Origin of the sequence: Streptococcus mitis, assembly GCF_001074635.1 — a bacterium.
In the GTDB taxonomy this organism is placed as follows: Bacteria; Bacillota; Bacilli; order Lactobacillales; family Streptococcaceae; genus Streptococcus; species Streptococcus mitis_E.
Genome location: NZ_JUQO01000199.1, coordinates 21,600 through 35,187 on the forward strand (window position 1 = coordinate 21,600; position 13,588 = coordinate 35,187).

Below are 13,588 nucleotides of genomic sequence, written 5' to 3' on the forward strand. Positions count from 1 at the left end.
GTTAGTCTCCTATTTGATAAAACGTCTTACTAAACTAATTAGCAAGAAAACAGTTACAAAAATAATAGTAATACTTGCACTTGCAGGTGTTTCTGCATAGTAGGAAATGTAAAGTCCTGCCACCATTCCCAAAAATCCAATCGCACTGGCAAGCAGCACAACCGATTTAAAGTTTTTCCCCAGACGCAGGGCAATACTCGCTGGCAAGACCATAATGGTCGATACCAGAAGAGCTCCCGCAGCTGGAATCATAAGGGCAATGGCCACCCCCGTCACCATGTTAAAAAGAATGGACATGGTACGAACTGGCAAGCCATCCACAAAGGCCGTATCCTCATCAAAGGTCAGGATATACATTGGACGAAGGAAGAGGAAGGTCAAAATCAAGACAACCGCTGCAATGACAAAGAGGGAAATGACCTGTTCTTCACTAATAGTCACGATTGAACCAAAAAGATACTGGTCCAAACTCATAGAACTTGAACTTTTACCCTTGCTCATGACAATCAGAGAAACAGCCAGACCCGTTGACATGAGGATTGCTGTCCCGATTTCCATAAAGCTCTTATAAACCGTACGGAGATACTCCAGAAAGACCGCCGCAATCAAGACAATGGCAATCGTAGAAACTGTCGGAGAAATCCCCAAAACCAACCCAAAGGCTACACCCGAAAGTGAGACGTGACTAAGAGTATCACTCATCAAACTCTGACGGCGCAAGATAAGGAAGGTCCCCAATACTGGCGAGAAAAGACTCATGGCAATAACGGCCAGAAAGGCACGTTGCATAAAGTCATAAGATAACAAACTAAGCATGGCCCACCTCCTGATCATTCTCATGGACGTTGAAACAACGCCATGGCGAGTCTTGGTTACGGACTAGATGGATATTGCGGTCCGCATAGTCCTTAACTTCTTCAGGGTCATGGGTAATCATCAAAACAGCCTTACCATGATGATGGGCGCTGTGGTGCATGAGTTCGTAAAATTCATTTTTACTTCCTGCATCCATCCCCGTTGTCGGCTCATCTAGGATAAATACATCTGGGTCAGAAGCAAACATACGCGCAATCACCGCTCGTTGCTTTTGTCCTCCAGATAGAGACCCCAAGCGTTTGTCTCGGTGTTCCCACATACCAACTGAGTCCAAACTAGCCTTGATATGCTCCTCATCATGAGCATTCAAACGACGGAACCAACCTTTTCGCGGATAGCGACCCGACTTGACAAACTCATAAACCGTACTTGGAAAACCAGCATTAAAACTGGCAATCTGTTGAGGAAGGTAGGCTATTCTCAATTTCTTACCCTGCGTATTTGTCTTTGAAATAGTTACCTTACCAATGCGTGGTTGGAGAATTCCAAGACTGGCCTTGATGAGTGTCGTTTTAGCCGCTCCATTTTCCCCAGTCAAGGTAACAAATTCCCCACTATCAACACTATAATTGATATGTTCAAGAACAGGCTCCTTATCATAATAGAAGGATAAATCCTCTACCGTAATGTATCTCATTATTTGATTTCTCCTACTAAAGCAGTCAAAAACCGCTGAATCACTTTTTGTTCATTTGGAGTAAACTGAGTCGCCACTTGTTCATAGGTTAAAAGCGTATGCTCATGGTGATGGTGGTGCTCCTCAGCGATTGGACGAGCCAAATCAGTCAACTGATAAAAAATCACACGCGCATCTTTAGGATCTTTAGATGTTTCCAACATCCCTTCCTTGACCAAAGACTTAATGGCCTTGGTAACTGCTGCCTGACTGACATTGAGGCGACGGGCCAATTCTGAATTTGTTAAAGATTCCTCTGACAAGAGCATGAGGATATGCTCCTGGGTATTGGTCAGAGCCACCTCGCTAGTGCAATGACCTATTAGGATTTCATGTTGGTTTTCCGCCTGTAAAATCACCTCATTCAAAAAGCCATCGATATCCTTCGCTAGCTGTCTCATATCTGACTCCTTTCCTTTTGGACTTCTCTTTTTTAAGAGAAAAATACTATTCTTTGACATTTTATTTACCAGTTAATTATATCACAACCAAAAAAAGAGTCAAGAAAAAACGTGAAAACCAGTTTCATTCTTGAACTCTTCCATATTATTATCTATTGAAATTCCTTGACATCTCCATCATAAGTCGCCCAGTCTTTACTGAAGAAGCGCTCATTCAGATGGTACGTCGGAGCTGGGATGGGATTGGATAGGAAAGGATCAACGGCCTTATCAAATGCCAACCAACCTAACCAACCAAGGTGAATGGTATCCTTCATAAAGAAAGCTTCCCCACCGTCATTAGAAAAATCTGCTATATTGGTAAACCCTTGACTTTCTAACTGGTAGCGAATCTTCTGCACCGTTTGTTGGTACATATCTTCTCGTAAACCAGCATAGTCCATCCATTTTTTATTAACAGGTGGAATGATAAAAATCGGGTTTACCTTGGATTTAGAAAACTGTGTCAACACTAACTGCAAGTCATTATATTCTGGCGACTTGAGATAGGTAAAGCTTTTCTGAGAATCCTTTAATTTCTTCAAATCCTTCTTAATCTGCGTATTATAGAAATAATTTTCCATTCCCAGATCATTATTGGAAGTATTCTTTTCTGCATCTGCTTTAACAACATCTTCTATGGCTTGATAAGAAAACTGGTCTGGCAAGGTCTTTAAATACTTAACTACATGCTTATCATAATTGACATAACCTCTAACTGAAAACTGACCAAAAAAGGAAGCTTGACGTTCATTAAACCGAGCCAATAATTCAATCATTTCATTGTCTGCAGACGACAATTCTTCTTTACTTGCCAACTTCTGAACCAGGTCCTTCATAGCTACATTTGGGAACTGCTGTAGTAAGCGAGTCGCTGCATATTGACTAGCCTGATCCCCAGATTGATGTTCCAGAAAACTGGTCAACTGGTCTCCATTAAAATACTGCTGGAAGGCTGCTGGCTCATAGCCGTTTTTACTGAACCACTGAGGTGAGATAACATACACAACTTGTTTATTCTCCAGTTGTGGCAACATCTGTTGCATTCCAAAATACTGGTTAAGCGATGCAGCTCCCCTCTGTCCTAAAAGATAAGGACGGTAGGATCGATTGTATTTCTCAGCTAATACCGCAGGATGAGCACCGTCAAAACGAAGCCATTCACTAGAGCCAAAGAAGGGAACAAAACGCATATTTGGATCAGATAGTGCTCTGACTTTTTGACTTCGCTCCTTAAAACTATCGATAGTAGTAGCCACCGCTGAACGCTTTTCAGCTCCTAGATTATGATGCATCTCAGTAGGATAAAAGAAAATGAGCAGAAAAACCAACAAACCAGCTATCAAGACCGGTCCGAAGATCATCCATAAGCGTTTAAGCATTTTGTAGCTCCACAATACCAGCTATGATTTTATTAGCTGTATTCCAGTCGTCGCGACCAAACTCTGTCACAGGGACACGAATGTCAAAACGGTTCTCAATCTCCACAATCAACTCAACCGTTCCCATACTATCCAAGACACCTGCATCAAAAAGATCTTCATCCATCATGTCAGAAACATCTTCCATAAACAACTCATCAATAATTTCGATAACTTCTGATTTGATATCCATATTTTATTTCCTTTTATTTTTTAAACCATAGATCATTCAAGAATCCAGAAAAGATTAAGAATGACAGCATGACGACATGGAAGGTGACAACCATGCCAAGCAACTGAATCCAGCGATTCTCAGGTAGAGCAGGCTTCCCTGCTTTTTTCCGCTCCTTATTGAGCGTTTTTTTCTTACGAATCCAAGCGTCATTGATAACCAGTCCAATCCCATGAAAGAGTCCATAGGCGATGTAATACCAGGTCACACCGTGCCAAAATCCCATGATTAGCATATTGACAACGTAGGCCACACTTGAGGTTACATTACGATTTTTAAAGACCTTCTTTCTGGTCAACACCATCACCATTCGCATAAAGACAAAGTCACGGAACCAGAAAGAGAGACTCATATGCCAGCGATTCCAAAATTCCTTTAAATCCCTTGATAAAAAGGGTTTGTTAAAGTTGATAGGGCTACGAATTCCCATCAAATTTGAAATGGCTAAGGCAAACATAGAGTAACCTGCAAAGTCAAAGAAAAGTTCCAGACCAAAGGTATACATGACTGCCAAGGCATAGAGATTAAAGAAGCCACCTGACTGCAAGGCTAGATTCTTCAGAGGAGGCAACAAGGTCTCTCCTAAAACATGAGCTAGGATAAACTTATACAAAAATCCCCACATGATATAGCGAACAGATTCTTCCAGCATATCCATCAACTCATCTTGCTCAGGAATGGTCTGATAATTTTCATTAAATCGCTTAAAGCGATCGATTGGACCACTTGAAAAAGTCGGCATGAAGAGAAGGAAACGGAGGAATTCCCAGAGGGTAAAATCCTTAATCACTCCATCTCTCAGCTCGATGATAATCCCAACCGAACGAAAGGTCAGATAAGAAATTCCCAAAAATCCAAGCAAAGACTGCGTTCCATTGATAGCTGGCTGCACCTTGACAAAGATAATCGGAAGGAGTGACAGAAAACTAACTAGGTAGAAAACCCACTTGCCATCCTTACTTTTTCGATAATGCTTGTAGAAGAGTACGAGCAATATTTCCCAGCAAAGGTAAATACCCAAGGCAGCCAATTGATTGGTCTTCCCACCTACCCACATGGTGACAATAAAGAAGAGACTAACCAGCACTTCATACCAGGCAAAGCGTTTCTTGAAAAAGAGGCCGATAAAGATGGGCAAGGTTGCAGCAATCACATAGACAAAATACTGAGGATTGCCGTATGGCTCTAAATGAGGAAGCTGTTGAAAGAACTCCATCATCTCTTATTCACCTCGTTAATCAATCCTTTGATATCAATTTTTCCATTTGGAGTCAGTGGCAAACTATCTCGATAAAGGAATTTAGACGGCATCATATAGGACATCATGATGTCTGTCAAATCTTCCTTGATGGCCTTAGTAATATCGATATCACGCTCAAACTGCTCACGAACACCGTCTTTTAAGATGACATAAGCCAGTAGATTTTGTACCTTGTGGTCCTTGTTATAACGCGGTACTGCGACAGCAGACTTGATATAGCGAGACTTATTAAGATTTTGAGAGACATCTTCTAACTCAATGCGGTAACCGTTGAACTTAATCTGGAAGTCCATGCGTCCGCCGTAGAGAAGCAAGCCTTCATCTGTCATAGTTCCCACATCTCCTGTATGGTAGGCTGGCAGACCTTCAAACTCAAAGAAGGCTTCTGCCGTTTTTTCAGGATTGTTCATATAACCTTTTGAAACAGCTGGCCCAGAAACAATGATTTCTCCCTGTTCGCCATTTGGCAGTTTATTTCCTTCCTCGTCAATGATAAAGGTTGGAGAATCAGCCTTGGTATAGCCAATTGGTAGGCGCTTGAGAGTCGCTAGCATTTCGTCTGTCACAGCAACTGCTGACAGGGCCACTGTCGCTTCTGTTGGACCGTAGGCATTGATAATACGGGCTTTTGGGAAACGCTCGCGTAGTTTTTGAGCTGTTTTAACCGTCAATTCTTCTCCATCAAAGTAGAAATGCGTGATTCCAGGCATTTTCTCACTATTAAAGTCTTCTGACAACATGGCCATATCCGCAAAAGAAGGCGTTGATGTCCAGATAGCGATTGGCAATGAAAAGATGGTCGCAAAGAGTTGCTTAAAATCCTGAGTAATGGCTGAAGGAAGAGCGAAAAGCGTACCACCCAGTGCCAAGGTCGGTGCCCAGTACATGACAGACAGGTCAAAAGAATAAGGTGGCTGAGCCAGCATTTGTGGACGACTTGGCGTCGCAAATTCCTTGTCCGTAATCATCCAATTGGTAAAGCTGAGGAGGTTATCATGGGAAATCTGCACTCCCTTAGGCTTACCAGTTGTACCAGAAGTAAAGATGATGTAGTAATTATCATCGCCCTTGACTGGATGTGTGATTTCATAGTTATTCCCTTGAGCAAAGACTTCTTGAACCTGAGCTAGAGTCATCATCGGTGTAGAAACCTGCTCCAATGGAAAGTCTGAGATGGCAATAATCAAACTTGGCTCCGCTACTTCTAAAATAGCTGAAACTCGCTCCAAGGCCGAATGGCTATCAATTGGAATGTAGGCGTGGCCTGACTTAGTCAGCGCTACAAAAGTTGCCAACATTTCATATTCTTGGCCACCAAAAACAACCACCGGAGACTTCTCAGGCAAGCCTAGTTGGTCAATGGCTGCAGCCAAACTATCCGAATCAGCCTTCAAATCGCCATAAGTGTGTTCCTGCCCCAAAACATTATAAACAGGATAGCTAGGCTGTGTCTGAGCAAAATGCTCAATGGTTTCAATCATATCTGCTATTGGTTTATTTGACACAATAGGGATTCTCCTTCAAGTTAAAATTCATTATAGATAAAGCTTCCTTGACCCTGACCAAGATAGCTAAAGAAGTAAAGCAGCCCCAGAAAGATAAGAAAATACAAGGCTGTCCGACCAAGAAAGAGGTACAATTCTTTTCTCTGTTTCATCAAGAAAAACCATTCATTTCTGTAATTTTTGCTAAATAAGATGAACTCTTACTATAGTATTTTTCCACTATTGTACCACTTTCTAGGGTAATTTTTCAATTGTTTGCCGTAGATTTTCAGTAGATTTCAGTTTATTTTAAGGATTATGCGGTTTTTCTATGTATATTTCAAATAGAGTGATCCTGGGCAAAAACTCAATTTCAGTAGAAAATGAAGAGAATCTTTCCATAATAAAACGCACAATATCAAGTTTTTCAACACCTGATACTATGCGCTTTTCTAATTTTTCAAGACTTTTTAACCAGTCTCTTATTTAAAATAATCTCGTCTGATATAAATTAAAATAGCTTCTATCATCAGACAAATGGCTGATAGCCAAAAACTGATGCTAATACCAAAACTCTCAGTAATATAGCTCATTAGCAAAACAAATACTGAAAATGCTAGTGTCGAAATCACTTCCAGAACGGAATAGACATTAACCAAATGATTTTCCTCTACTGTTTCCTGAAGAAACACACTTTCAGGAACTTCTTTTAGTTGCGATAACATACCAACTAGAGCTGAAAATAATAAAAATATCTGTGCGTTTGGAAAATATAGAATAGTCAGTGTCACTATTGCCATAGCTACAAGAGGAAAAAGAATACTTTCCCATTTAGCAGCAAGGAACTTTTCAGATAGCCTAAAAGCAATTAAGCCACTAATTATAATACCAATAGAGTATGCTGTATTAGAATATCCCCAGTAACTTTCCGTTTTATTTAATAACTCAGTTACAAAAACAAGTATAATGGAAGAAACCCAAATCGTATTTGAAAAAATTTCCAATAAATTTGCTGATACAAAAAGTCTTAATCTAGAATCTCTAGCAACTAACTTCCAACCTTTGAGCAAAATTTCAAGATTAGTTTCTGACTCTAACACCTCCACTTCAGCGTTAGGAAGAAATAACATCAGAAAGCTAGAAATTATATACAAGATTAAAATGATAAACGTGGTAGGTAACAGACCAATTGTTGCAAACAAGAGTCCACCTAATCCCCAACCCACTAACTGAACAGCTTCACCACTCATTGATAAGGCTGAATTAGCCTTACCCAAATCGGTCGCATAGCGTGGCACAATAGCATAGGAAACAGGTGCTGCAAAACCATCTAATATTGAAATTGCCACAACAAATAGATAGGTTACCAAAGGCGCTACGGATTGCATTACGGTAAACATTCCTACCAATATCGCCAATAATATGGTCTTTCCAAATTGAGATAAAGATAAAACCCTATTTAGCGCTATCCTTTTAGTAACTAAAGGAACTAAAAGACTCGCAACAAAAGAGGATATCCCTATTAAAATGGGAACTAGTGATGTGGCAATTACTGATTTTGAAATAATGTATATGTTCGCAATGATTGTTACTCTAAAGAAAATATCTGCTAAATTTGCAAACAATTGAGAGACTAACAATTTGATAAATGAATTAGACATATAGCTCTCCTATCTTAGTTGCCAACTTTGGAATTAAAATTTGCTTTTTAATATTTTAGCATAAAATAGCAGAAAACAAAAATGATGGTTTTTACATGAAAAAGCCTGAGATTTTCATCTCAAGCTTTTCAACATAATTGTTTTCTAGATTAGAAAAGTGAGAATACAAGCACGGCCAAGGCTGCACCGATAACAGGTCCCACAACAGGAATCCAGGCATAAGACCAGTCTCCGTCTCCCTTGTTTGAAATTGGAAGGATACTGTGCATGATACGAGGTCCAAGGTCACGCGCAGGGTTCAAGGCATAGCCTGTTGTCCCACCTAGTGATAGACCGATACCGACAATCAAAGTCCCCACTGCAAAGGTTCCGATACCTGCCTGAAAATCGTAAAGACCCAAAGCAAAGATTGTCAACACCAAAACAAAGGTTCCAAGGATTTCACTGATCAAGTTTGATACAGTATCTTTGATGGCTGGTCCTGTGCTGAAAGTAGCCAAAATATTTCCTGCATTTTCTTCTGCCTCATAATGCGGTTTGAATTGCAACCAAACCAAAATCTGACCCAGCATAGCCCCTGCGAACTGGGCTAGGATATAAGGGAATACTGATGCCCAAGGTAAGCCACCTTTTAAGGCCACACCGATGGTCACAGCTGGGTTTAAATGAGCTGGACTGAGCTTGCCAGATACAAATACTGCAACCGCAACTGCAATTCCCCACCCCATAGTAATCACAATCCAACCTGAGCTGTTGCTCTTGGTTTTTGGAAGAACCACACCTGCAACAACACCATTTCCTAGAAGAATCAGGATTAAAGTCCCTAGAAATTCTCCAAATAATTCATTCATCATCTTTCTGTCTCCATTAAAAAGGAGGAGAGGGTAGACTAGGAGTCCTGCCCGCCACCTCTTTTATTTTTTCTTAATTTTTTAATTCTGCTAAATCGTTGTTAGCAAGAGCTGATTCGACATCAGCACGGTAAGCTGCTTTTTCATCTTCTGTCCATTCATAGAATCGTCCCATTTCATTCAAAACTGGTTCAACGATGCTGTCCAAACTATCACGCATAAAGAGCATATGGTTGGTACGACGAAGAAGGAAGTCAACTGGGCTCAGAGCCAACTCGTTGCGCATTGCATAGTGAAGTGATAAAGTATCTGCCAAGCTAAGTCCTGGCGCTTGTTCCAAGCTGTGAGCAAGGGCAAAGACTTTCGGTGCATTTGAACCGTAAAGATTTGCTAGGTAATGAGCTTCCTTGCTATCCAAACCACGTGACACTCCAAGTTGAGCAAAGGCTTCGATTTCTGAATCTACATTTGCTGGGTTCAATTCCCCACCTGAAACAGGGTAGGTCTTAGAATTGATGAGTTTAAAGCTACGGTCAAATTCTGCTTTGAGGATGTCAACCACGCGCTCCATAGCTCCTTCAGCCATCTTACGGTAGTCTGTGATTTTACCACCAGCAAGAGTCAAGAGACCATTATCATCACGGTCTAAGCTAGAACCACGAGAAACTGCAGATGGATCCAAATGCTTCTCAGATGTGCTGCTTTCAAGCTTGCTGACAGCAGACTCAACATCTTCACGCGTTTTTTCTTTAGAGAGATAAGATTCAACAGTCGCAATCAAGTTGTTAAAGCTTTCATCACTGATTGTACCGTTATTTCCGCCATTGTAGTCAGAAGCGCTATTGCCTGCGATCAATGGACGAAGACCTGCCCAGCTGCTTTCGATATCATCAATGGTGATGTTGGCTTCTGGGAAGCGGTTGTTGACAATGCCAAGTAGGTAATCTACATCTTCTTGAGTTACTTTTGGATGTTCCAAATCACCTGTGTAGTCTGTATCAGTTGTACCGAAGTAAGTCTTGTTTTCACGTGGAAGAACAAAGACCATACGGCCGTCACCCAAACCTGTGTCAAAGTAAACTGGCTGTGAAACCTTGATCTTGCTTGAATCCACTACCAAGTGAACTCCCTTAGTTGGACGCATTTGTGAGAATTGGGTTCCCTTATTAGACAAATTGCGTACTTTGTCGCTCCAAGGACCTGTTGTGTTAATCACCAGACGGGCCTTGATTTCAAAGGCTTGGTCTGTCAAGAGATCACGAGCTACAACACCTGTAATCTTGCCGTTTTCGTCAAAGAGGAAGCCTTCTGCCTTCACGTGGTTAGCAATGAGGGCACCGTCTTGGTTGGCACGTTTGATGTTTTCAATCACGAGACGCGCATCGTTGTTACGGAAGTCAAGGTAAACCCCACCTCCTACCAAGCCTTCTTTCTTCAAGTTTGGTTGACGTTCCAAGACTTCTTCCTTGCTCAAGACCTTGTTTGCAGCTGGTGTGTTGTTAACTCCTGCCAAAAGGTCATACAAGTCCATAGCTACTTTAAGACGGAAGAGGCTAAAGGTCGCTCCATCTTCATCGTAAACTGGCAAGAGCATTGGATCTGGTTTTGGAATATGTGGAGCGATTTGTTGAACCACTGCACGTTCAGAAACTGTATCTGATACTACTTCTACATCAAATTGCTTAAGGTAACGTAGTCCTCCGTGAACCAATTTAGTTGAACGACTGGATGTTCCTTCTGCGAAGTCCTGCATTTCAATCAAACCAGTATCTAGACCACTAGCTGCTGCCTGTAAAGCTACACCAGCCCCTGTGATTCCTCCACCGATAATCAAGAGGTCCAGGGTACGTTCTTGCATTTTTTTAATTGATAATTCACGTGTTTTCTTTGAAAATTCCATATTTACACACTTTCTAACTAAGTCGCTTTATTCTTCCAGTATTAGTCGTCCACTTCCGCAAAGACTTGGGTTGCTTTCACAGCTTTCTTCCAGCCCTTGTAGAGTTGTTCCTTGCGAGATTCGTTCATAGATGGCTCAAAGAGTTCTCCTGTCTCGTTCAAGAGTTTCAACTCATCCAAGTCTTTCCAGTAACCTACTGACAAACCTGCTAGGAAGGCTGCCCCTAGAGCTGTTGTTTCCAAGTTTTTGGCGCGTGCGATATCGATTCCCAAAATGTCAGCTTGGAACTGCATGAGGAAATTGTTCATAGCTGCACCACCGTCTACTTTCAAGACTTGGATAGCTGTTTGAGCATCCACTTGCATCGTATCGATAATATCACGCACTTGATAAGCTATAGATTGCAAAGTCGCCTTGATAAAGTCTTCTTTACTTGTTCCACGAGTCAAACCAAAGACAGAACCACGAGCGTTTTGGTTCCAGTATGGAGCGCCTAGACCTGTAAAGGCTGGCACAACATAAACTTCATCGTTGTTGTGAGAATCACGAGCGTATTTTTCAGATTCTGGTGAATTTTCAACCATACGAAGACCGTCACGAAGCCACTGAATGGCACTTCCTGCGATGAAGATAGAACCTTCCAAGGCATAGTAAACCTTGCCGTTAATTCCGTAACCAATCGTTGTCAATAGGTTGTTTTCAGACAACTGCATCTCTTCCCCAGTATTCATGATGATGAAAGAACCTGTTCCATAAGTATTTTTAACCATACCAGGTTCAAAGGCCAACTGTCCAAAGAGGGCTGCTTGTTGGTCCCCAGCCATACCTGAGATTGGCACTTCTCCACCATAGAAATGGAATGGGGCTGTCTTACCATAGATTTCAGAGTTAGAACGAACTTCTGGCAGCATAGCCTTAGGAATGTTGAGAATTTCCAAAATCTCATCATCCCATTTGAGTTCTTTAATGTTATAAAGCATGGTACGAGCTGCATTTGAGTAGTCAGTCACGTGAGCCGCACCGTCAGTCAATTTCCAAACCAACCAAGTATCGATAGTACCAAAGAGCAATTCTCCTTTTTCTGCTCGCTCTTGAGCGCCCTCTACATGGTCCAAAATCCAACGAACCTTGGTAGCAGAGAAGTAAGCATCGATAATCAAACCAGTCTTTTCATGGAATTTTTCCACATAACCTTGACTTTTTAGTTGCTCAGCTAGAGGAGCTGTCTGACGTGATTGCCAAACAATAGCGTTGTAGATAGGAAGTCCTGTTTTCTTATCCCAGACGACAGTTGTTTCACGTTGGTTGGTAATCCCAATTGCTTCGATTTGATTTGGCTTGACACCACTTTCGATGAAAGCACCCGCAATAACTGACTGAACCGAGTTCCAAATTTCATTGGCATTGTGCTCTACCCAACCTGCCTGAGGGAAAATCTGGGTAAACTCTTTTTGACTCGAGCTAACTTTTTCTCCTTTTTTGTTGAAAATGATGGCACGAGAACTTGTAGTTCCCTGGTCAATGGCCATAATGTATTTTTCTTGTGACATGTGCTGTCCTCCTGATAAAGATCTTGAGGATGTTTCCTCTTTACACTTACTAGTATACAAAATAAAGCGCTTTCTTGTTCATCAACTTTTTTTAATTTTTTAAAAAATGTGAGGAGATTGTGTGAATTTCACAAAAAAAGATGAATGATTCACAATAGAGAAGAACTTTTCTTGGTACAACAAAATAAAAAACGCATAATATTAGGGAACAAAATCCTTGATATTATGCATCTCATTATGAAAATGGAGAAGACAGACAAAGGCTGTCCTCTCCAAATATCAGTTTTTTATCAACCCACTATAGTTGATAAAAATTTATAGAAATTAGTTTTTGCGTTTAGCAAATGGAAGGGCACCAAGGAGTAATCCTAGGAATCCTAATGATGCAATTGCAACATTATCTTTTCCACCAGTATTTGGAAGTTCTTTCTTATCATCTGCTTTTGCAGCTGGAGCTTGATAAGTGTTATCTTGGCTAGTACCTGCTACTGCTGGAGCTGCCGTTGCTGGGGCTTCAGCTGCTGGTGCAGCAGGTGTTGCCGCTGGTGTTTCAGCTGGTGCTGGTGTGCCAGGTGTTGGAGCTGGTGCTGGTGTGCCAGGTGTTGGAGCTGGTGCTGGAGCTGGTTGACCACCTTCAGGTAATTTATACTCAGGAAGTGCTGGAGTTACATTACTTAACCAAGCTTCTTTCAATTCTGCTAAGTCTTTCTTAGCTTCTTCTAATTTAGCTCGAAGTCCTTCAACAATGTAAGATTCAGCGCCATTTTCTTCTGCATCTTTAAGTTGTTCTTCAAGTTGTTTAACTTCAGCTTCAAGACGTTTAATTTCAGATTTAATATCTTTAGGCTCCAAACCTTTAAGAGCTTCTTCAAGTTCATCTTCAGCTTTTTCTAATTCTGCTTTTTTATCTTCTAGTTTTTCTTTAGCTGCAGTAACATAGTCAACTGCGTCTGGATTATTTTCATTGTCAGCTACTTCTTTTTCTAAGTCAGCTACTTCTTTTTCTAAGTCAGCTACTTTATTTTGAAGAGCTTCGATTTTACCATCTTCGTCAGCTGGTTTAGTTTCAGCTTTTGGAGCGGGTTTAGTTGTTTCTTCTTTGTCTTCTTCTGCTGCTTTTTTATTTAATTCATCGATAAATGCTTCAGCTTGTTTTGCAGTTAATCCTTTTTTAAAGCCTTTTACAATTTGTTTTCTTGTTTCATCTGATGCTGCTTTTAATGCTGCAATTGTATC

The 13,588-nt window shown here is 41.1% G+C and carries 13 protein-coding genes; all 13 read right to left on the minus strand.

Going from position 1 to position 13,588, the window contains the following annotated elements; translation table 11 throughout:
- Window positions 1-9: 9 nt before the first annotated feature.
- A complete protein-coding gene (locus tag ADI58_RS08615) occupies window positions 10-816 on the minus strand; it encodes a metal ABC transporter permease (RefSeq protein ID WP_049522246.1) in 807 nt (268 codons plus the stop codon).
- Entirely contained in the window at window positions 809-1,513 is a 705-nt protein-coding gene (locus ADI58_RS08620) for a metal ABC transporter ATP-binding protein (protein WP_001269496.1), read from the minus strand. Before ADI58_RS08620 ends, ADI58_RS08615 begins: the two co-directional genes overlap by 8 nt.
- Entirely contained in the window at window positions 1,513-1,953 is a 441-nt protein-coding gene (gene adcR / locus ADI58_RS08625) for a zinc-dependent transcriptional regulator AdcR (RefSeq protein ID WP_001249314.1), read from the minus strand. Before adcR ends, ADI58_RS08620 begins: the two co-directional genes overlap by 1 nt.
- A gap of 152 nt (window positions 1,954-2,105) precedes the next feature.
- Entirely contained in the window at window positions 2,106-3,374 is a 1,269-nt protein-coding gene (gene dltD / locus ADI58_RS08630; RefSeq protein WP_049522247.1) for a D-alanyl-lipoteichoic acid biosynthesis protein DltD, read from the minus strand.
- Window positions 3,367-3,606, minus strand: coding sequence for a D-alanine--poly(phosphoribitol) ligase subunit DltC (gene dltC / locus ADI58_RS08635; RefSeq protein ID WP_000351967.1), 240 nt, complete (start codon window positions 3,604-3,606; stop codon window positions 3,367-3,369). Before dltC ends, dltD begins: the two co-directional genes overlap by 8 nt.
- A gap of 13 nt (window positions 3,607-3,619) precedes the next feature.
- A complete protein-coding gene (dltB, locus tag ADI58_RS08640; protein WP_049522248.1) occupies window positions 3,620-4,864 on the minus strand; it encodes a D-alanyl-lipoteichoic acid biosynthesis protein DltB in 1,245 nt (414 codons plus the stop codon).
- Window positions 4,861-6,411, minus strand: coding sequence for a D-alanine--poly(phosphoribitol) ligase subunit DltA (gene dltA / locus ADI58_RS08645; RefSeq protein ID WP_049522250.1), 1,551 nt, complete (start codon window positions 6,409-6,411; stop codon window positions 4,861-4,863). Before dltA ends, dltB begins: the two co-directional genes overlap by 4 nt.
- A 20-nt stretch (window positions 6,412-6,431) precedes the next feature.
- A complete protein-coding gene (locus ADI58_RS08650; protein ID WP_000813667.1) occupies window positions 6,432-6,563 on the minus strand; it encodes a teichoic acid D-Ala incorporation-associated protein DltX in 132 nt (43 codons plus the stop codon).
- A gap of 309 nt (window positions 6,564-6,872) precedes the next feature.
- Window positions 6,873-8,051 (minus strand): ryptide export MFS transporter, encoded by a 1,179-nt coding sequence (locus ADI58_RS08655; RefSeq protein WP_049522251.1) that lies wholly within the window; start codon window positions 8,049-8,051, stop codon window positions 6,873-6,875.
- A 149-nt stretch (window positions 8,052-8,200) separates the two neighbouring features.
- Window positions 8,201-8,905, minus strand: a complete 705-nt coding sequence (locus ADI58_RS08660; protein WP_000980823.1) for an MIP/aquaporin family protein — start codon at window positions 8,903-8,905, stop codon at window positions 8,201-8,203.
- A 70-nt stretch (window positions 8,906-8,975) separates the two neighbouring features.
- Window positions 8,976-10,802 carry a type 1 glycerol-3-phosphate oxidase gene (gene glpO / locus ADI58_RS08665; RefSeq protein WP_049522252.1) on the minus strand — a complete coding sequence of 609 codons (1,827 nt, stop codon included), beginning with the start codon at window positions 10,800-10,802 and terminating at the stop codon, window positions 8,976-8,978.
- A 41-nt stretch (window positions 10,803-10,843) separates the two neighbouring features.
- On the minus strand, window positions 10,844-12,352 hold the full coding sequence (gene glpK, locus ADI58_RS08670; RefSeq protein WP_000076784.1) for a glycerol kinase GlpK: 1,509 nt from the start codon (window positions 12,350-12,352) through the stop codon (window positions 10,844-10,846).
- 324 nt (window positions 12,353-12,676) lie between these two features.
- A partial coding sequence (locus ADI58_RS11580; protein ID WP_239683535.1) for an LPXTG cell wall anchor domain-containing protein occupies window positions 12,677-13,588 on the minus strand: 912 nt, incomplete at its 5' end.